The sequence below is a fragment of the Pseudomonas sp. QC2 genome (assembly GCF_002859085.1).
Taxonomy (GTDB): domain Bacteria; phylum Pseudomonadota; class Gammaproteobacteria; order Pseudomonadales; family Pseudomonadaceae; genus Aquipseudomonas; species Aquipseudomonas petroselini.
The window spans coordinates 1-18673 of sequence record NZ_PKKS01000012.1 but is presented as its reverse complement, the minus strand read 5'-3'; the positions used below and the strand labels follow the sequence as shown (position 1 = coordinate 18673).

Genomic DNA, 18673 nt, shown 5'->3' with positions numbered 1-18673 from the left:
TGCTACTGGGGCTTGTGATCAAACCCCAGGCAATAAAAAAGCCGACCCATAAATGGATCGGCTTGATAACAATCCCGAGGGATTATTACTTGCGGCTAGCTTTTTCAAGCATACGCAGAGCGCGCTCGTTAGCTTCGTCAGCAGTCTGTTGTGCTTTTTGAGCAGCAGCCAGCGCTTCATCAGCTTTACGGTAGGCTTCGTCTGCACGAGCCTGGGAGCGAGCTGCAGCGTCTTCAGTTGCAGTCAGACGTGCTTCGGTTTCTTTGGAGACGCTGCTGCAACCGGTAGCCAGAACTGCGGCCAGAGCCAGTGCAGAGAATTTCAGAACGTTGTTCATCGTGTTCCCCTTCAAGGACTTTCTATTAGATGGCTAGTTTCTCAGAGTGAGCTAATAGCCGGCGTACATACTACCCATTACTTGTAGTAAGTAAACTGACGTAGCGCAAGAAGCAAAAAAAATTCATGCGCCGAATCTATTTTGGCTAATCTTTTGGAGGTTTGTATAAAAACTGTCCAAAATTTTTCATTCAGGCGAACACTGGATCCAGGCTGAAAGGGCCGGCCCGCATGTGTTAAGCCCTGTAAACAGATGAAATTTTATATATCCGCGCTGACACTTCCGTTCAGCACGGCGTTGTGTTGCCCTGCATCTTTTGTGCATGTAGAGGTGACTTTAAGAGCGCCTGTTCGTCTCAAGGTTCAACTGCCGGCAATGTTCAGGCTTTCGATCGTTGGTTGATCGGGGGCCCTTTCTATATCCACCAGCGGCAGGGGATGACGAGTGCGCCTTGAGCAATCCCGGGATTGGCGCCTACTATTCCCTACGTGCTGGTTGTAAGCGCTCAAGGTTTTCTCGTTGTCGAAACCGGCACGGGGTGGCGTAGATGTTCCTTCGCCGGAAAAACATCGGTAAGGTAGGGGTCAGAAACCAAGACCCGCGAGGAGTAGTGATGAGCGAGGCGTTGTCCATCCACCATGACCAGGCTGGTCATCAGTTCGAGACCAATGTGGACGGTCATCGTGCCTATCTGACCTATATGGACCTCGGGAAACAGACCCTGGATATCTATCGGACCTTCGTGCCCAATGCACTGCGGGGTCGTGGTATTGCGGCGGCACTGACCGAGGAGGCCTTGAAGTTCGCCGAAGAGGCCGGCTATACGGTGATCCCGTCCTGCTCCTATGTTGAACGCTACATGGAGCGCCACCAGCGCCATGCCGCGAAGCTGTAAGCCATACACCGCACCATGAAAAACGCCGGGCTAAGCCCGGCGTTTTTGTGTGCGCAGCGTTAAGTCAGGTGCGTTTGCGTTTCGGCAAGACGTCCTTGAGCTTGGCATGCATGCTGCGCAGGGTGTTTTCGGTGGCGGACCAGTCGATGCAGGCATCGGTGATCGACACGCCGTACTGCAAGTCGGCCAGGTCTTTTGGAATCGCCTGGCAACCCCAGTTCAGGTGGCTCTCGACCATCAGGCCGATGATCGACTGGTTGCCTTCCAGGATCTGGTTGGCGACGTTTTCCATCACCAGCGGCTGCAGGGCCGGGTCCTTGTTGGAGTTGGCGTGGCTGCAGTCGACCATGATGTTCGGCTTGATCTTGGCCTTGTTCAACGCCTGCTCGCACAGGGCAACGCTGACCGAATCATAGTTGGGCTTGCCATTGCCGCCGCGCAGCACCACGTGACCGTAGGCGTTGCCCTTGGTGGTGACGATGGACACGCCACCTTCCTGATTGATGCCCAGGAAACGGTGTGGGCTGGAGACCGATTGCAGCGCGTTGATCGCCACGGTCAGGCCGCCGTCGGTGCCGTTCTTGAAGCCCACGGCCGAGGACAGGCCGGACGCCATTTCCCGGTGAGTCTGGGATTCGGTGGTGCGTGCGCCGATGGCCGACCAGCTGATCAGGTCCTGCAGGTACTGCGGGGAAATCGGGTCCAGGGCCTCGGTCGCGGTGGGCAGGCCCATCTCGGCCAGGTCCAGCAGCAGTTGACGGCCGATGTGCAAGCCGTCCTGGATCTTGAACGAGTCGTCCAGGTACGGGTCGTTGATCAAGCCTTTCCAGCCGACGGTGGTGCGCGGTTTTTCGAAATAGACGCGCATCACCAGGTACAGGGTGTCCGACACTTCCGCCGCCAGCACTTTCAGGCGCTCGGCGTACTCGTGGGCAGCCTTGAGGTCGTGGATCGAGCAAGGCCCGATGACGACGAAGAGGCGATGGTCGGTGCCGTCGAGAATGTCACGGATGACTTCGCGGCCCTTGGTGACGGTCTGCAGGGCAGCGTCGCTCAGGGGGATTTCGCGCTTGAGCTGGTCGGGTGTGATCAGCGTCTCGTTGGATTCGACGTTTAGGTCATTGATCGGTAAATCAGCCATCGTGTTACTCGTCAGGGTCACGGGTGCCGGCCGCCAGCCATCCCCGTGCGGCGGAGCACAGCATGATTTGGATGCAGGGGGGAGGAACCTTAGCGCGTAACACGGGCCCGCGACAATGGGCAAAGCCCGCTTTAATCCAGCGCTGGCGCCACAAAGGCCTCATGGGAGAACTCGCTGGCATGACGCGATACCCACTCGCGGGCCAGGGTTTCGAGTTGCTGGGGTGTCGGCTCGGCATCTTCGTGCTGGCGGCAGTAACGCTCTATCCGGCATGCTTGCTCACCCATGCGTGCACCGAACAAGGCATGTTCATCGGTAAACGAAATGCCGACGCGGTAGCCGGTTTCCACCTTGCGGCACCACGCCACATAACCCGGATAACGCGCACTGGGGCCCAAGGACGGGATATGCAGGTCAACCGCCGTGCCCTCGCGCCAGGCACGCGGCCAATTGCAGGCGACACCGCCCAGGCCGATAGTGTGCAGGCGTTGGCGGGGGACAGCGGGAGAGGGGCGTTGGATTAACTCGACAGCGACATCATCAGGGTGAGGTAAAAAACGACCCATGTACACGGACTCCGAGCACCGTCCAATTGACGGCAGTGGCAGCAGTATAGTGAAGGAACTGGAATTGACCGACCTGGATATTGACCAGCAATTGCTGGGATTGCCAGGTATTTCGCTCGTCGTGTTCACAAGCCATGGGTGTTCCAGTTGCCGTTGGGCGCGCCAGCAATTACCGGGCTGGCCGCTGCCGGTGGACCGGTTGTGCTGGGTGGACGCCGGGCACAACGGCGGTGCGGTCGAACGCTACCAGATCTTTCATTTGCCGGCGTTGTTCGTGGTGTGCGAGGGTCAATTCCTCGGGCAGATACAGACACGTCTTACGCGTGACGACGTTTTCGATGCCGTAAAACAGGCACTCACCCGTCCACCTGAGGATTTGCCATGACAGCAGCTACACCCCAATCGCCACGGATCGGCATCATCGGCACCGGCGCCATCGGTGGTTTCTACGGCTTGATGCTGGCGCGCGCCGGTTTCGATGTGCACTTCCTGTTGCGCAGTGAATACACGGCCGTCAGCGAGCACGGCCTGCACGTGAACAGCACGGTGCATGGAACCCTGCACCTGCACCCGGTGCAGGCCTACGCCCGGGCTGCCGATATGCCGCCGTGCGACTGGCTGCTGGTGGGCACCAAGTCGACCGGCAACGTCGAGCTGGCCCCGACCCTCGCCCAGGTGGCGGCGCCGGATGCCAAGGTGGTATTGCTGCAAAACGGCCTCGATGTCGAAGACAGCCTGCGTGAACACTTGCCGGCATCGCTGCACCTGCTGGGAGGCCTGTGCTACATCGGCGTGCACCGTTCTGCCCCCGGCGTTGTCGAGCATCAGGCGTTGGGCCGGGTCAACCTGGGTTACCACAGTGGCTCGGCGGCCAATGATGACGCCGGGCAAAAGGCGATTGTCGAAGCCGGTGCGGCGCTGTTTCATCAGGCCGGCATCGAGTCCCAGGCCATGGCCAATGTGCATCAGGCCCGTTGGCACAAGTTGGTGTGGAACGTGCCCTACAACGGCCTCTCCGTGTTATTGGGCACCGGCACCACGGCCATGATGGCGGACGAGTCCAGTCGTGAGCTGATCCAGGCGCTGATGGCCGAAGTGGTGCAGGGCGCCCACGCTTGTGGCCATGACATTCCCCAAAGCTACGCCGAGCAGATGTTCACCATGACCGAAACCATGGCCGACTACCTGCCGAGCATGTACCACGACCACGTGCATAAACGCCCGCTGGAACTGGCGGCGATCTATGCCCGGCCACTCGCCGCCGCCAAAGCCGCCGGTTGCGAACTGCCGCGGATGCAGGCGCTTTACCAGGCCTTGAGTTTTATTGATCGGCACAACCGCTGAGTCGAGGGACACACCATGGCAAAAGGATTGGGCGACAAACTGGTGCTGGCGATTTCGTCGCGGGCACTGTTCGACCTGAGCGACAGCCACAAGGTCTACCTCGCGCAAGGCGTCGAGGCTTACCGCCAGTACCAGATCGAACACGAAGAAGAATTCCTTGAGCCCGGCGACGCCTTCCCGTTGGTCAAAAAGCTGCTGAGCCTGAATGCCAGCCTTGGCCGTGCCCGGGTCGAAGTGGTACTGGTGTCGCGCAACAGTGCTGACACCGGCCTGCGCGTGTTCAACTCTATTCAGCATTACGGTCTGGATATTTCCCGCGCCGCTTTCGTAGGAGGGCGTAGTCCTTATCCTTATTTGGCCGCCTTTGGTTGCCATCTGTTTCTTTCGACCCATGCTGAAGATGTACGCAGTGCCCTCGATGCCGGGTTCGCGGCGGCGACGATTTTGTCCGGCGGCCCGAACCGCGCTTCCAGCGAAGAATTGCGCATTGCCTTTGACGGTGACGCCGTGCTGTTTTCCGATGAGTCGGAGCGGGTGTACCAGGCCGGCGGCCTGGAAGCGTTCCAGGCCAATGAGCGGGAGTCGGCACGCCAGCCGTTGCACGGCGGTCCGTTCAAAGGTTTTTTGGCGGCACTCAACTTGTTGCAGCGCGAGTTTCCAGATGACGCGTGCCCCATCCGCACCGCGCTGGTCACCGCCCGTTCGGCGCCGTCCCACGAGCGTGTGATCCGCACCTTGCGTGAATGGGATATACGTCTGGACGAGTCCTTGTTCCTCGGCGGCCTGGAAAAATCCGCGTTCCTGGAAGCGTTCGCCGCCGACGTGTTTTTCGATGATCAGGCCGGTCATTGCGAGAAAGCCAGGGAGTTTGTGGCCACCGGGCATGTACCCCATGGCATCAGTAATGAGGTGAAGATGTAACTCAATCCAAGTCGTCCGGGCGCTGCTAAGCTCAGTTCATCTCCGCCATCCTGGCAGCCCAGGAGGTTCTATGATTCGTTCGATGCTGTACGCCACGGACCTCGGCCTGTATGCGCCTTATGTGATGCAGCATGCGCTGGCGTTGGCGCGGACGTTCAAGGCGGACTTGTACGTGATTCATGTGGTCGAGCCCATCGGGCTGTTCGCCGAATCGGTGCTGCAGAGCTACCTTGATGAGCAGGCCCTGAGTGAATGGCAGAGCCAGGGGCTGACCACGGTGATGGCGACGATCGAACAGCGGGTGCTGGACAGTTTTCGCGAGGAGTTGGGGGATGGGGAGCAGGACCTGAAGTTGATTCGTTCGGTACGGGTGATTCAGGGCGACCCGTGCGAGGTGATACTCGACCAACTGCGTAAACTTTCCGTGGATCTGTTGATCGTAGGCAGTCATAGCCATGCAACCGCAGCGGCTACTCCGTTGGGGCGCACCGCTGCACGGGTGCTGCAGTTGTCTACGGTGCCGGTTTACCTGGTGCCTTCGTTGCAACGTCGACGCAGTGATGACGTCTGATGGGTGAAAACGATAAAAAGTTCTAGATTTATCCATCGAACCTTTAATATAGTTATATACCGTCGCTGATACCCGTGGCGTCTATCTGCTTTGAGGGACACATATGAAGCTCCAACAACTGCGCTACATCTGGGAAGTGGCGCACCACGACCTCAACGTTTCCGCTACCGCTCAAAGCCTTTACACCTCGCAACCCGGTATCAGCAAGCAGATCCGCCTGCTCGAAGACGAGTTGGGCGTCGAAGTGTTCGCGCGCAGCGGCAAGCACCTCACCCGTGTCACGCCGGCCGGTGAGCGCATCATCACCACCGCTGGCGAGATCCTGCGCAAAGTCGAAAGCATCAAGCAGATCGCCCAGGAATTCTCCAACGAGAAGAAGGGCACGCTGTCCATCGCCACCACTCACACCCAGGCGCGTTATGCGTTGCCGCCGGTGATTCGCGATTTCATCAAGCAGTACCCTGACGTGGCCTTGCACATGCACCAGGGTTCGCCGATGCAGATCGCCGAGATGGCCGCTGATGGCACCGTCGATTTCGCCATTGCCACCGAAGCCCTGGAGCTGTTCGGTGACCTGGTGATGATGCCGTGCTACCGCTGGAACCGTTGCGTCGTCGTGCCTCAGGGTCACCCGTTGGCCAAGCTGCCGAAGCTGACCCTGGAAGCCCTGGCTGAATACCCGATCGTGACTTACGTGTTCGGCTTCACCGGCCGCTCCAAACTTGACGAAGCCTTCAGCCATCGCGGCCTGACGCCGAAAGTGGTGTTCACCGCCGCCGACGCCGACGTGATCAAGACTTACGTGCGCCTGGGCCTGGGCGTGGGGATCGTCGCCAAGATGGCGGTCGACACCGCACTCGACAAAGACCTGGTGGTGCTCGATGCCAGCGAGCTGTTCGAGTCCAGCGTGACCAAGATCGGCTTCCGTCGTGGCACGTTCCTGCGTGGCTTCATGTGCGATTTCATTGAGAAGTTTGCGCCGCACCTCACCCGTGAGGTCATGGCCAAGGCGATCCAGTGCCACAACAAGCAGGAGCTGGAAGAGCTGTTCGACGGCGTAGAACTACCGGTTCACTGACACTGTGGGGAGGGCGCAAACGCCCTCTCCAGAGTAAGCCCGACCCTAGGGTTATTTAGCCTCGGTAACCGTGAAATGTTGCCGAGCGCCCGCTACCAGAATCTCCACCTCATCCCCTTCGAACTTGCCCAGCAGGCTTTTGCCCAGCGGTGAGCGCGGGGTGATGACGGTCACCGGTTGCCCGACCACGTCCACTCTCAAGCCCGCCGCATCCGGCGCCAGGAACAACCATTGCTGGCGGCCATTCTCGTCTTCCAGACCCAGTAGCGCGCCGACCGCTATGCCCCGCTGATCATCGTAGGGGCGCAGTGCCATGGCCTGGCAGAGCGTCAACGCCTGCTTGATCTCCTCGACACGCTTGGCTTGCCCGGCCGCCAGGTAAGAGGCCTCCAGACCCAAGGTGTCGTACTTGTTTTCGGCGATATTTTCTTCGTGGGTCGCGGTTTCGTAGGCGGTCTGCGCGGCACGTTGGGCAATGTCGAGATCGACGCTGAGCTTTTCCAGGATCAGCTGGTGGACGGCGTGTTTATTCATGGTCATCAATCACAGAATTGCAGGACATTGGCACGTGTCTTTTCGTTGGGCGCGTTCTGGTCCTGTTGCAGCCAGAACTGGCATTTGGGGTTGGACAGGTTGCGCGCATTGTTGCGCGCCTGGTCCAGGCTTTGTTGCTGTTCCTGCTTCTGCAGGTTCTGCTGGTATTGCTCGAACATACGATTCGGCGGTTCCGGTGCCACCACCGCAGGCTTGCCCAATTGCTGCACCGCCTGGGCCACCGGCGCCAGGCTCTGCGGGAACAGGTAGCGCGAGGCCAGCCAAGTGGTCAGCACGATGGCGATAAACCCCAGCCATACGCCGAACGCGATAGAGACACTGAGCTTGAACAGCGACAACGAACGATCGGACATGATTGCCTCCTGGCGGGCATTTGCGGCGTGGCGGCGATTGTCGCACAGCCACTGTGCAGAATAATCGCGATCAAGCCTTCTGCATCCGTGCATTTATGCGGACAATCGAGCCTTTGAACGTTGGAGCCCGGAATGAGAGCCCGCTGGGATATTTTTTGCAGCGTCGTCGACAACTACGGCGACATCGGCGTGACCTGGCGCCTGGCCCGGCAATTGGTGGTGGAGCATGCCTGTGATGTGTGCTTGTGGGTCGACGACCTGCGCGCCTTCGAACGCATGTGCCCGGACATTGATGTGCGGCAAGACCTGCAATGGCAGGAAGGCGTGCAAGTGCGCCATTGGCCGGCCGAATGGGTGGCGGCGCCCGCGGCGGATGTGGTGATCGCCGCGTTTGCCTGCCAGTTGCCACCTGAGTACATGGAAGCCATGTCGGCCCACGAGCGTGTGCCGTTGTGGATGAACCTGGATTACCTCAGTGCCGAAGAATGGGTGGTGGGCTGCCACAAGCTGCCGTCGGTGAAATTCAAGGGGGTGCAGAAGTTCTTCTTCTTCCCTGGGTTCAGGCCTGGCACCGGTGGCCTGCTGCGCGAGGCGGGATTGCTGGAGCAGCGTCAGGCGTTTCAGCAGGATGCCAGCGCGCAGCAACATTTCCTGCAAGCCTTGGGCGTGTCTCCTACAGCCGGAGCGCGGCTGATCTCACTGTTTGCCTACGAAAATGCTGGGCTGGCCAGTTGGCTGGAGGTGTTATCGACGGACGGGCGTGCCACTCATCTGTTGGTTCCCGAGGGGCGCATTCTCGGCGATGTGCAGCGCTGGCTGGGCCTGGACCGGCTGGCAGCGGGGGATATCCACCAGCGCGGAGCACTGACGGTGCAGGTGATTGCGTTCGTCCGCCAAGAGCAATATGACCGGCTGTTGTGGTGCTGCGACTTCAACGCCGTGCGCGGCGAAGACTCGTTCGTGCGTGCCCAATGGGCCGGTCGGCCGCTGCTGTGGCACATCTATCGACAGGACGAAGACATCCATCTCGACAAGCTCGACGCGTTCCTCGAGCTGTACACCGCCGACTTATCACCGGACGCAAGGGCGGCGCTGATCGGGCTCTGGCAAGCCTGGAACACCGAGGCCGATATGGCCCAAGCGTGGAAAAGGCTGCTGGAACACTGGCCGGAGGTGAGCCTGCACGCTGAAACATGGTGTCTGGAACAGGGTTTGCAGGCCGATCTTGCGACGGCGCTGGTGCAGTTTTATGAAAGTTGGATATGATACGCCACCTTGAATTTTGTAAATCCCATCCAAATTTCGGATATATGCAATGAAAACTGGTAAAGAACTGAAACCCGGTACAGTGATCCGTCTCGAAAACGACCCTTGGCTGGTTCAGAAAGCTGAGTTCACCAAGTCTGGTCGTAACAGCGCAATCATGAAGACCAAGCTGAAGAACCTGCTGACCGGTTACAAGACCGAGATCGTCTACAGCGCCGATGACAAACTGGACGACGTGATCCTCGACCGCAAAGAAGCGACCCTGTCCTTCATCAGCGGCGACACCTACACGTTCATGGACACCACCGACTACACCATGTACGAGCTGAACGCTGAAGATATCGAAGCCGTTCTGCCGTTCATCGAAGAAGGCATGGAAGACGTCTGCGAAGCTATTTTCTTCGAAGAGCGCCTGGTTTCCGTAGAGCTGCCGACCACCATCGTGCGTAAAGTGGCCTACACCGAAGGTTCCGCTCGCGGCGACACGTCGGGCAAGGTGATGAAGCCTGCCAAGCTGAGCAACGGTACCGAACTGCAAGTCGCCGATTTCATCGAAATCGACGACCTGATCGAGATCGACACCCGCGAAGGTGGCTCGTACAAAGGTCGCGCCAAGAAGTAATTCTGGCCCTGCCGATACGAAAAAAGCCCGACCTTGAGTCGGGCTTTTTTGTGGGCGTTACCTTTTACTTCAAGTGTTGCTTCAGCTCGTCCGAGGCCTGGAGCAGGGCTGAACGTACGGCCGGCACCTGGCTGACGACGTTGAGCAAACCGTAGTCGTGGATCATGCCGTTGTAGCGCACAGCGGTCACCGGTACACCGGCCTGGTCGAGCTTGCGTGCATAGGCTTCGCCTTCATCGCGCAGCACGTCGGCTCCCGCCGTCTGAATCAGCGCGGGCGGCAAGCCCTTGAGCTGGTCAGGGGTGGCCCGCAGCGGCGAGGCGTAGAGCTCGGCGCGTTGCTTGGCGTCGGTGGTGTAGTTGTCCCAGAACCACTTCATCATGTTACGGGTGAGGAAGTGCCCTTCGGCGTATTGGTTGTAGGACGCGGTGTCGAAGTTGGCGTCAGTCACCGGCCACAGCAGCAGTTGGAACTTGATCGCCGGCGTGCCCTTGTCCTTGGCCATCAGGCTGACCACCGCCGCCATGTTGCCGCCGACACTGTTGCCTGCAACCGCCAGGCGCTTGCCGTCGACGTTGATCTCTTGGCCGTGCTCGGCCACCCATTTTGTCGCGCCGTAGGCCTGGTTGATCGCCACCGGGTAATGCGCTTCCGGCGAAGGCGTGTAGTTGACGAACACCGCCACCGCCCCCGAACCCACCACCAAATCCCGCACCAGGCGTTCATGGGTCGGGTAGTCCCCGAGCACCCAGCCGCCGCCGTGGAAGAACATGAACACAGGCAATGTGCCCTTGACCCCGGCCGGACGCACGATGGTCAGGTCCAGCGGCTTGCCATCGACCTGAATGGTCTTCTGGCTCACATCCGCCTTGGGCAAGGTCAGCTTCACGCCGGCCTGGGCGCCGGTCAGTACGGCACGAGCGTCCTTGGGCGTCAGCTGTTCGATCGGTTTGCCGGTGCCTGCGTTCAACACATCCAGGAACGCCTGGGTGGTGTGCTCGACCTCACCGGTCGCAGCAAAGGCGTGGGTGATGGACAGGGCGAGCAGGGTGCCGGTGAGCGCTTTACCAATGGTGTTCATGTTCTTCTCCAGGGGCGGCCAAGGTCATTTAGACGGTGACGTGCAGGCGTACATCGACGTTGCCACGGGTGGCGTTGGAGTACGGGCAGACTTGGTGAGCGGCGTCGACCAGGCTTTGCGCGTCGTCCTGGGCCAGGCCCGGCAGGCTGATGTGCAGGTCGATATCCAGACCGAAACCACCGGTGATCTGGCCAATGCCGACGTGGGCAGTGATCGAGGCGTCATCCGGGATTTTGCGTTTGGTCTGGCTGGCGACGAATTTCAGGGCGCCGATAAAGCACGCCGAGTAGCCGGCAGCGAACAGTTGTTCAGGGTTGGTGGCCTGGCCACCGGCACCACCCAGTTCTTTGGGGGTGGAGAGTTTGACATCGAGGATGTTGTCGCTGGAAACAGCACGACCATCACGGCCGCCGGTGGCGGTAGCGACTGCGGTATAGAGAGTTTGCATAGTGTTTTCCTCTTCGTATGTAGCGCAAAACATTTGCGCGCTAAGTAGTTGGTGAGATGAATGTATAGCGCTAATGTTTAGTGCGCAAGATAAATTTATAAAATATTTTCGTGTAGCAGAAACCAATGTGGGAGGGGGCTTGCCCCCGATGACGGTCGCTCAGTCAACATCGCTGTCGACAGACATTCCGCTATCGGGGGCAAGCCCCCTCCCACATTGCATGGTTTTGCTGTTCTAAATTGCGTTCTGCAGATTGCTACGCAGTGCAATCAAATCAGCTTGCAGCTTGCGCAGTTGCTCCAGCGCCAGGCCGCTCGCGCCAAGGATGCACTGCGGAATGCCCATGGCCTTGTCCTGCAGGGCCCGGCCGGCGTCGGTCAACTCTACGACGACCACCCGTTCATCTTCGCGACTGCGGGTGCGGCTGAGCAGGCCTTCAGCTTCCAGGCGCTTGAGCAGGGGGGTGAGCGAGCCCGGATCGGTCAGCAGGCGGCTGCTGATTTCGCCGACGGTCAACCCATCCTCTTCCCACAGCACCATCATGGCCAGGTATTGCGGGTAGGTGAGGCCAAGGGCTTGCAGCAGTGGCTTGTAGACCTTGGTCATCAGCAGCGAAGTGGAGTGCAGGGCAAAACACAGCTGGTTGTCCAGCATCAGTGATTCGCAGGGATCAGGGTTTTTGCTCATGGTGGTACCTCGAAAAGCGTGTCTACGCTGGAATCTAGCGGGCAAATCTTTAATGCGCCAGATAATTCTGTTCGAGCGCTCAGACCAAGCCATTTTGCAGTGCCAGGTCCCAGGGCGGCACCGGGCTGAAACGGGTTTTCAGGTATTCCAGCAACAGCCGGCTGCGCGCATTGGGTTGTTGTTCCAGGCGCAGCGCATAGATCCCGGTGGTCTCCGGGCTGGGCAGGCCGTTTTCGCAAAACAGCGGTAGCAGTTCGCCACGCACCAGGTACTCACTGGCCAGCCACGTCGGCAGGTGGGCGATACCCAGCCCGGCCAGAGCGCCGGACAGCAAGGCTTCGGCGTTATTGGCGCTCATGCGGATGCGTTGCGGGCGATAAGTCGCGCGGCGTCCGTCCAGTTCGAAGCGCCAAGCGAACATCGGCGCCAACCCGTCCCAGTCGAGCCCGTCGTGCTCGCTCAGCTCCCGAGGATGAAGTGGCGTGCCACGGCTTTTCAGATACGCCGGACTGGCACAGGCGATGCGCACGATGCTGGCCAAGGGCGTGGCGATCAACCGGGTGTCGACGATATGCCCGGCGCGCAACACCAGGTCCACCTTGCCCAGGTGCGCGCCCTGCATGTCCACAAAGCTGTCGATCAAATGCAAGTGCACATCCAGGCCTGGGTACACGTTGAGGAAGTCCGCAATCACCGGCGCCAGGTGCCGCCGCCCAAACGCTGCGGGCGCGTCCACCCGAATCAGGCCCTCCGGCGCATGGCTCAGGGACACCGCCTCAGCCCGCGCCAGCTGCAACTCGCTGACAATCCGCCGCGCCCGTTCGGCAAACGCCAAGCCTGCCGGGGTCGGCACCACCGCGTGGGTACTGCGCTGGAACAGGCGGCTGCCCACCGAGCTTTCCAGGCTGTCGATACGCCGCGCCACGGCCGAGGGTGTCAGCGGATGGCGGCGCGCGGCGGCGGAAAAACTGCCGGTCTCCAGTACATCAAGGAACAGGCCCAGTTGATCGGTGAGGGTATTGGGGTTCATCGAAAAGCCGCTTATGCGAGATTGGCACAGCCATTGTGCGTTGCTGTGCGTTTCCACGCTAGAGCCGACTGCGTAGCATGCAAGGCCTGGGATTGCGGAGTAACAAACGGTGGTGGATTTAGTGATGTACCTGGTCTTGGGCGCGGCGCTCGGCACGGTGGGCGGTCTGTTTGGGATTGGCGGTGGGCTGATAGCAATCCCGGTGCTGGGCGTGCTGTTCGGCCTGGATCAGCAGTTGGCCCAAGGCACAGCGCTGGTGATGGTGGTGCCCAACGTGATGCTGGCGCTGTGGCGCTATCACCAACGCAACCGCATTGAGCTGCGCCATGCGCTGCCGTTGGGCGTCATGGGGTTCACCTTTGCCTGGCTGGGTTCGATCTGGGCGGTGGGCCTGGACGCGGGGGCCATGCGCATTGGCTTTATCGCTTTCCTGCTGACACTTTCAGCCTACAACCTGCTGCGCATGTTCACCCGCAACGCGCCGCCGACCGCGCAGATGCGTTACTCCTGGCCATGGCTTGGGGTGCTGGGTGCCGCCTCCGGCTCCATGGGCGGTTTGTTCGGTGTGGGTGGTGCGGTGGTCGCCACGCCAGTGCTGACCAGTCTGTTCGGCACCACCCAGGTGGTTGCCCAAGGCTTGTCCCTGGCGTTGGCATTGCCCAGCACCGGCGTGACACTGGTGACTTACGCCTGGCACCAGGAAGTGGACTGGATGATCGGCGTACCGTTGGCCGTCGGCGGGTTGCTCAGTATCAGTTGGGGCGTGAAGGTCGCCCATGCACTGCCGGAGCGCGTATTGCGCGGTCTGTTCTGCGGCTTCCTGGTGGTGTGCGCAGTGATGCTGACCTTTAAAGTCTGAAGCCTTCGAGGATGTACTCCGCCAAGCATTCGGTGATGGGGGAGGTCATTGCCGGGTTGCGTAGCAAGCGCAGATTCATCGACGGCAGCGGCGGAAAACCTTCTTCGCTGCCGAGTACGCGCAGATCTTCCGTCACCAGGCTTTCCATGCTGACCATCACGGCCAGTCCGGCGCTCACCACGGCCTGAATCGCCGCCACGTTAGAGCTGTGGTAGGCCAGCCGGTAATCGCGCCCGGCGGCGTCCAGCGCCGCCCGGGTCCACTGGGTGCAGAAACTGTCGACCCCGGAAATCGCCAGTGGCAGCGCGTCGTGCTCGTCCACGCAGAAGCACGGGGCGGCCACCCACACCATGCGTTCGGTACGCAACAGCTCGCCGACTTCATTGCCGGGCTCGCGGCTGATGACCGTCAGGGCCAGGTCGCGACGTTGCATCAGCACCGTCGACGCCTCGCAGTGCATCTCGATCTGGATGAGTGGATACGCCTTGGAAAACCGTTTGAGAATCCCCGGCAGGAAACGCATCACGTAGTCATCCGGTGTACCGATACGCACCAGTCCCACCATGTGCGGTTCGCGCAGGGTGTTGAACACTTCGCTGTGCAGTTTCAGGATGCGCCGCGCGTACCCCAGCAATACCTGGCCTTCGGGCGTCAGCCGCACCTGGCGACCGTCCCGCTCGAACAGCTTGCGCTGCAACACGTCTTCTTCCAGGCGCTTCATCTGCATACTCACCGCCGACTGCGTACGGTTGACCAGTTCGCCGGCGCGGGTAAAACCGCCCTGGTCGGCGATGGCGACGAAGGTGCGCAGCACTTCAGTGTCGATGCTCGGGTAGCCGGACAATTGATCAATCTCCGAGATGTATTGCATAAGAAACATTCGTTGGATTGATCTTAAGCCCAGGCACACACTTGCGCCATCCCCACTGGAGGGCGAGAAGATGAAAGGTCAACGAGGGTTTGTATTGATGGCGAAGCGTCCGTTTTCCGGGCTTTTTCAGAAGGTGGCCCGTTGGCAGGCGCTGCATGAGGAGCGCCAGGTGCTGGCGAACTTGAGCGATGATGCACTCAAGGACATCGGCCTCAATCGCGGCGACGTCGAGCAGGACCGCCACCTGCATTTCTGGCAAGACCCGCTGCGCAAATGATCGCGGATGCAGTAGGGTGGTCGGCGCGCCCACACGGAGAACCCCATGCCCGCCGACCTGTCGTTTTCACTCAAGCAAGCTCGACGCATGGCGCTGGCGGCCCAGGGTTTTTCCGGGCGCCAGGCGCCTGCACTGATCAAGGCTGCGCACCTCAACCGCATGATCGAGCGCCTGGGCGTCTTGCAGATTGATTCGGTCAATGCCGTGGTGCGCTCCCATTACTTGCCGCTGTTTTCCCGTCTGGGCAACTACTCCCCGCTGATACTTGAACAAGCCGCCTGGAGCCAGGGGCGGCGGCGCTCGCTGTTCGAATACTGGGGGCATGAGGCGTCGCTGTTGCCGATGGCGCTGTACCCGCTGATGCGCTGGCGCATGGAGCGGGCCAAGCAGGGCCAGGGCATTTATTCGCAAATGGCGCGCTTCGGGCGTGAGCAGCAGGCCACGATTCAGCGTGTGTTGCAGACCGTCGAGGAGCAGGGCGCATTGGGGGCCGGCAGCTTGTCGACCCGAGAGGAACGCGCCGGCCCGTGGTGGGACTGGAGCGACGAGAAACATGCGCTGGAATGGCTGTTTGCCGCAGGCTTGGTCACGGTGGCCGGTCGCCGTGGGTTTGAGCGGCTCTATGATTTGCCGGAGCGGGTCATTCCCGGCGATATCCTGCAAACTACGGTCACTGAAGCTGAGGCCCTGCGCGGCTTGCTGTTGCACAGTGCTACTGCGCTGGGCGTGGGGACCGAGAAGGACTTGCGCGATTACTTCCGTCTCGACCCCGCCGACAGCCGCAATCGCCTGGCCGAATTGGTCGAGGATGGCCAGCTGCAGGTGTGCCAGGTACAAGGCTGGAAACAACCGGCTTACTGCCTGCCCGAGCCCAAAGTGCCGCGCAAGGTGTCGGCCAGCGCCTTGCTGTCGCCGTTCGATTCGCTGGTGTGGGAGCGTGCGCGTACCGAGCGTTTGTTCGATTTCCGTTACCGCCTGGAGATCTACACCCCGCAAGACAAGCGGGTGTACGGCTACTACGTGCTGCCGTTTCTGCACAATGAACGGATCGCCGCACGCATTGATTTACGCGCCGAACGCGCCAGTGGGCTTCTGGCCGTGCATGCGGTGCATGAGGAAGAGCCGGGGTTGGATGAGGAGGGCATGTTGGCGCTGGCGCAGAACCTTCGGCAAATGGCCGACTGGCTGGGGCTGGAACAGGTGCAGCTCAATTGCCAAAGGCCGAGTGCCGACCGGTTGCGGGCGGCAATGATCAGCATGGATGTTGGTCTTTAAGGCCTCATCGGGGGCAAGTCGAATCGTCGCACCGTCCCTCCCACATTTTGATCTGTGAATACATTCAAGTGTGGGAGGGGGCTTGCCCCCGATGAGGCCCTGAAGGCAACTAAAAATCTCAGCGCTTCACCTGTTTCAACGTCTCGGCAATCAAAAACGCCAATTCCAGCGACTGATCGGCATTCATCCGTGGGTCGCAGTGGGTGTGATAGCGGTCCGACAAACCGTCCTCGGTGATCGGTCGCGCGCCGCCGATGCATTCGGTGACGTTCTGCCCGGTCATCTCGATGTGAATCCCGCCGGCATAGCTGCCTTCGGCCTGGTGCACCTGGAAGAACTCCTTCACCTCGCCCAGGATCTGCGCAAAGTCGCGGGTCTTGTAGCCGCTGCTGGCCTTGATGGTGTTGCCGTGCATCGGGTCCGAGCTCCACAGCACTTGCTTACCTTCGCGCTGCACCGCGCGAATCAGGTTGGGCAGGTGGTCGCCGACCTTGCCTGCGCCCATTCGCGCGATCAGGTTCAGGCGGCCGGGGTCGTTGTCCGGGTTGAGGATGTCGATCAGCCGGATCAGGTCATCCGGGTTCATGCTCGGGCCGACCTTGACCCCGATCGGGTTGTTCACCCCACGCAGGAACTCGACGTGGGCACCGTCCAGTTGGCGTGTGCGGTCGCCGATCCACAGCATGTGGGCCGAGCAGTCGTAGTAGTCGTTGGTCAGGCTGTCACGGCGCACGAAGGCTTGCTCGTAGTTGAGCAGCAGCGCTTCGTGGGCGGTGAAAAAGCTGGTTTCGCGCAGTTGCGGCGAACTGTCCATGCCGCAGGCGCGCATGAACGCCAGGGTTTCGTCGATGCGGTCGGCCAGTTGGCTGTACTTTTCGGCCAGCGCGGAGTTGGCGATGAAGTCCAGGTTCCACTTGTGCACTTGGTGCAGGTCGGCGAAGCCGCCCTGGGCAAAGGCGCGCAGCAGGTTCAGGGTGGCGGTGGACTGGTGGTAGGACTGCAATAGGCGGTCCGGGTCCGGCACACGGCTTTTTTCGTCGAAGCCGATACCGTTGACGATGTCGCCACGGTAGGCGGGCAGGGTGATGCCGTCGATGGTTTCATCGTTGGCCGAACGCGGCTTGGCGAACTGGCCGGCCATGCGTCCCACTTTGACCACCGGGCAACCGGCCGCGAAGGTCATCACAATGGCCATCTGCAGCAGCACCTTGAAGGTGTCGCGGATTTTTGCGGCGGAGAACTCGGCAAAACTCTCGGCGCAGTCACCCCCTTGCAACAGGAACGCGCGACCCTGGGTGACCTCGGCAAACTGGCGGCGCAACTCGCGGGCTTCCCCGGCGAACACCAGCGGCGGGTAGCTGGCCAGGCTTTGCTCCACGTGCAGCAAGTGCGCAGCGTCCGGGTACTGGGGTTGTTGCTGGATTGGCAGGGCGCGCCAGCTGTCGGGGCTCCAGGGTTGGCTCATCATGAACTCGATTGGGTGGTTGACGGTCGGGTGCCAATGTTATCAGCAATTAGTGCGTGACCTGTTGCCGCCGGTTCGCCGACAATCGCGCCTTTGCCGTGTAGCAAACCCGTTAGGAGTAGTGATGACCGAGGAGCGTGTCGAGCGCCTGCTGGCTGAAGTCCATGATGATTTCGGCATGATCCGTGTGCTCGAAGTGGCCGATTACCGTTTTCTCGAGTTTGGCGACGCCATCGAGCAAAGCTGCGTGTTCACTGCCGACCCAAGCTGGCTGGAGTACGACTACACCCGCGCGATGCTGATTGGTGCGCTGTGCCATGAGCAGCCGGAAAGCGCGCTGTTCCTTGGCCTGGGCGCCGGCACGCTGACCCAGGCGTGCCTGAAGTTCCTGCCGCTGGACGATGTGGAAGCCATCGAACTGCGCCCCGATGTGCCGCGCCTGGCCATCGAGTATCTGGGGCTGGATGATGACCCGCGTTTGTACATCCGCGTCGGCGACGCGCTGGAGTTACTCGACAGCGCCGAATCGGCCGACCTGATTTTCGTCGACCTTTATACCGATGTCGGCCCCGGCGTCGGGCACCTGGCGTGGACGTTCCTGGAGAACTGCCAGAAGAAACTCAACCCCGGCGGCTGGCTGGTGATCAACCAGTGGGCGACCGACGATGGCAAGCCGCTGGGCGCAGCGTTGTTGCGTGGCTTGTACCACCGCCATTATTGGGAACTGCCGGTGAAGGAGGGCAATGTGATTCTGTTGGTGCCGTCCGAGCTGGACCAAGAACTGGATAGGGGGGCGCTCTCGGACCGTGCCGAAGCGTTGGCGCCGCGGTTGGGGTACTCGTTGCAGCCGTTGATCAAGGCGATTCGGCCGGCAACTTAGTTGTCTGCACCGACGCCATCGGGGGCAAGCTGAACTGGCCTAATGATTTTGGACACTTCAATCGGGCGCTATGATAGCGCCCAAATCTGAGGTGTTTGGATATGCGTAAATCTTATTCGAGTGAGTTCAAGCTCAAGGCTGCCAGCATGGT

At 60.6% G+C, this 18673-nt stretch carries 23 protein-coding genes; 12 read left to right on the top strand and 11 right to left on the bottom strand.

Translation table 11 applies throughout. From position 1 onward, the window contains the following. Nucleotides 1-85: 85 nt before the first annotated feature. The gene (gene oprI / locus QCBJ_RS11800; RefSeq protein ID WP_003172710.1) at nucleotides 86-337 is read right to left on the bottom strand and encodes an outer membrane lipoprotei OprI; all 252 of its coding nucleotides are present in this window, start codon (nucleotides 335-337) and stop codon (nucleotides 86-88) included. 613 nt (nucleotides 338-950) lie between these two features. Here oprI and QCBJ_RS11795 point away from each other — a divergent pair. Beyond that, nucleotides 951-1232, top strand: a complete 282-nt coding sequence (locus QCBJ_RS11795; protein WP_003189869.1) for a GNAT family N-acetyltransferase — start codon at nucleotides 951-953, stop codon at nucleotides 1230-1232. Between the two features lie 64 nt (nucleotides 1233-1296). Here QCBJ_RS11795 and QCBJ_RS11790 read toward each other — a convergent pair whose 3' ends face one another. Beyond that, on the bottom strand, nucleotides 1297-2373 hold the full coding sequence (locus QCBJ_RS11790) for a 3-deoxy-7-phosphoheptulonate synthase (RefSeq protein ID WP_010211874.1): 1077 nt from the start codon (nucleotides 2371-2373) through the stop codon (nucleotides 1297-1299). A 131-nt stretch (nucleotides 2374-2504) separates the two neighbouring features. Continuing rightward, nucleotides 2505-2939 (bottom strand): PilZ domain-containing protein, encoded by a 435-nt coding sequence (locus QCBJ_RS11785; protein ID WP_012722983.1) that lies wholly within the window; start codon nucleotides 2937-2939, stop codon nucleotides 2505-2507. On the opposite strand from QCBJ_RS11785, the gene QCBJ_RS11780 reads away from it, so the two are divergent. The 5 genes from QCBJ_RS11780 to cysB all read left to right on the top strand — a co-directional run bounded on the left by QCBJ_RS11780 (nucleotide 2938) and on the right by cysB (nucleotide 6853). Then, the gene (locus QCBJ_RS11780; RefSeq protein WP_012722984.1) at nucleotides 2938-3324 is read left to right on the top strand and encodes a hypothetical protein; all 387 of its coding nucleotides are present in this window, start codon (nucleotides 2938-2940) and stop codon (nucleotides 3322-3324) included. The two genes, QCBJ_RS11785 and QCBJ_RS11780, sit on opposite strands and share 2 nt — an antisense overlap. Further along, a complete protein-coding gene (locus QCBJ_RS11775) occupies nucleotides 3321-4283 on the top strand; it encodes a putative 2-dehydropantoate 2-reductase (protein WP_012722985.1) in 963 nt (320 codons plus the stop codon). The genes QCBJ_RS11780 and QCBJ_RS11775 overlap by 4 nt, the downstream gene beginning before the upstream one ends. Nucleotides 4284-4298: 15 nt before the next feature. Next, entirely contained in the window at nucleotides 4299-5204 is a 906-nt protein-coding gene (locus QCBJ_RS11770; RefSeq protein WP_012722986.1) for a 5'-nucleotidase, read from the top strand. A gap of 70 nt (nucleotides 5205-5274) precedes the next feature. Then, nucleotides 5275-5775, top strand: coding sequence for a universal stress protein (locus QCBJ_RS11765; protein ID WP_012722987.1), 501 nt, complete (start codon nucleotides 5275-5277; stop codon nucleotides 5773-5775). A gap of 103 nt (nucleotides 5776-5878) precedes the next feature. Further along, complete coding sequence (gene cysB / locus QCBJ_RS11760; RefSeq protein ID WP_012722988.1) at nucleotides 5879-6853, top strand: HTH-type transcriptional regulator CysB; 975 nt, start codon at nucleotides 5879-5881, stop codon at nucleotides 6851-6853. 51 nt (nucleotides 6854-6904) lie between these two features. Here the strand turns inward: cysB and QCBJ_RS11755 are convergent, their stop codons facing one another. Continuing rightward, nucleotides 6905-7387 carry a GreA/GreB family elongation factor gene (locus QCBJ_RS11755; protein WP_102060944.1) on the bottom strand — a complete coding sequence of 161 codons (483 nt, stop codon included), beginning with the start codon at nucleotides 7385-7387 and terminating at the stop codon, nucleotides 6905-6907. A gap of 5 nt (nucleotides 7388-7392) precedes the next feature. Continuing rightward, nucleotides 7393-7761, bottom strand: coding sequence for a hypothetical protein (locus QCBJ_RS11750; protein WP_043205008.1), 369 nt, complete (start codon nucleotides 7759-7761; stop codon nucleotides 7393-7395). 132 nt (nucleotides 7762-7893) lie between these two features. Here QCBJ_RS11750 and earP point away from each other — a divergent pair, with 132 nt between their 5' ends. Both earP and QCBJ_RS11740 read left to right on the top strand, forming a co-directional pair. Next, nucleotides 7894-9027 carry an elongation factor P maturation arginine rhamnosyltransferase EarP gene (gene earP / locus QCBJ_RS11745; protein ID WP_102060867.1) on the top strand — a complete coding sequence of 378 codons (1134 nt, stop codon included), beginning with the start codon at nucleotides 7894-7896 and terminating at the stop codon, nucleotides 9025-9027. A 49-nt stretch (nucleotides 9028-9076) separates the two neighbouring features. Further along, nucleotides 9077-9649 (top strand): elongation factor P, encoded by a 573-nt coding sequence (locus tag QCBJ_RS11740; RefSeq protein ID WP_003172723.1) that lies wholly within the window; start codon nucleotides 9077-9079, stop codon nucleotides 9647-9649. Nucleotides 9650-9713: 64 nt separating this feature from the next. Here QCBJ_RS11740 and QCBJ_RS11735 read toward each other — a convergent pair whose 3' ends face one another. From QCBJ_RS11735 to QCBJ_RS11720, 4 genes are all read right to left on the bottom strand, one after another. Further along, nucleotides 9714-10730, bottom strand: a complete 1017-nt coding sequence (locus QCBJ_RS11735) for an alpha/beta hydrolase fold domain-containing protein (protein WP_102060866.1) — start codon at nucleotides 10728-10730, stop codon at nucleotides 9714-9716. A gap of 28 nt (nucleotides 10731-10758) precedes the next feature. Then, complete coding sequence (locus QCBJ_RS11730) at nucleotides 10759-11178, bottom strand: organic hydroperoxide resistance protein (RefSeq protein ID WP_012722993.1); 420 nt, start codon at nucleotides 11176-11178, stop codon at nucleotides 10759-10761. Between the two features lie 234 nt (nucleotides 11179-11412). Then, a complete protein-coding gene (locus QCBJ_RS11725; RefSeq protein ID WP_012722994.1) occupies nucleotides 11413-11865 on the bottom strand; it encodes a MarR family winged helix-turn-helix transcriptional regulator in 453 nt (150 codons plus the stop codon). Between the two features lie 79 nt (nucleotides 11866-11944). After that, complete coding sequence (locus QCBJ_RS11720) at nucleotides 11945-12895, bottom strand: LysR family transcriptional regulator (RefSeq protein ID WP_102060865.1); 951 nt, start codon at nucleotides 12893-12895, stop codon at nucleotides 11945-11947. A 109-nt stretch (nucleotides 12896-13004) separates the two neighbouring features. Between QCBJ_RS11720 and QCBJ_RS11715 the strand changes: the two genes are divergently transcribed. Beyond that, nucleotides 13005-13754: a sulfite exporter TauE/SafE family protein gene (locus tag QCBJ_RS11715; protein WP_046035032.1), complete on the top strand. Its 750-nt coding sequence runs from the start codon at nucleotides 13005-13007 to the stop codon at nucleotides 13752-13754. Here the strand turns inward: QCBJ_RS11715 and QCBJ_RS11710 are convergent. Continuing rightward, nucleotides 13744-14625, bottom strand: coding sequence for a LysR family transcriptional regulator (locus QCBJ_RS11710; RefSeq protein WP_102060864.1), 882 nt, complete (start codon nucleotides 14623-14625; stop codon nucleotides 13744-13746). The genes QCBJ_RS11715 and QCBJ_RS11710 overlap by 11 nt on opposite strands. A 70-nt stretch (nucleotides 14626-14695) precedes the next feature. On the opposite strand from QCBJ_RS11710, the gene QCBJ_RS11705 reads away from it, so the two are divergent. Next, the gene (locus tag QCBJ_RS11705) at nucleotides 14696-14902 is read left to right on the top strand and encodes a DUF1127 domain-containing protein (RefSeq protein ID WP_043205011.1); all 207 of its coding nucleotides are present in this window, start codon (nucleotides 14696-14698) and stop codon (nucleotides 14900-14902) included. A 45-nt stretch (nucleotides 14903-14947) separates the two neighbouring features. After that, entirely contained in the window at nucleotides 14948-16177 is a 1230-nt protein-coding gene (locus tag QCBJ_RS11700; RefSeq protein WP_102060863.1) for a winged helix-turn-helix domain-containing protein, read from the top strand. Nucleotides 16178-16295: 118 nt separating this feature from the next. Here QCBJ_RS11700 and QCBJ_RS11695 read toward each other — a convergent pair whose 3' ends face one another. After that, nucleotides 16296-17642, bottom strand: coding sequence for a class II 3-deoxy-7-phosphoheptulonate synthase (locus QCBJ_RS11695; protein WP_012723000.1), 1347 nt, complete (start codon nucleotides 17640-17642; stop codon nucleotides 16296-16298). 124 nt (nucleotides 17643-17766) lie between these two features. Here QCBJ_RS11695 and QCBJ_RS11690 point away from each other — a divergent pair, with 124 nt between their 5' ends. Then, a complete protein-coding gene (locus tag QCBJ_RS11690) occupies nucleotides 17767-18522 on the top strand; it encodes a spermidine synthase (RefSeq protein WP_012723001.1) in 756 nt (251 codons plus the stop codon). The last annotated feature ends 151 nt before the right edge of the window (nucleotides 18523-18673 follow it).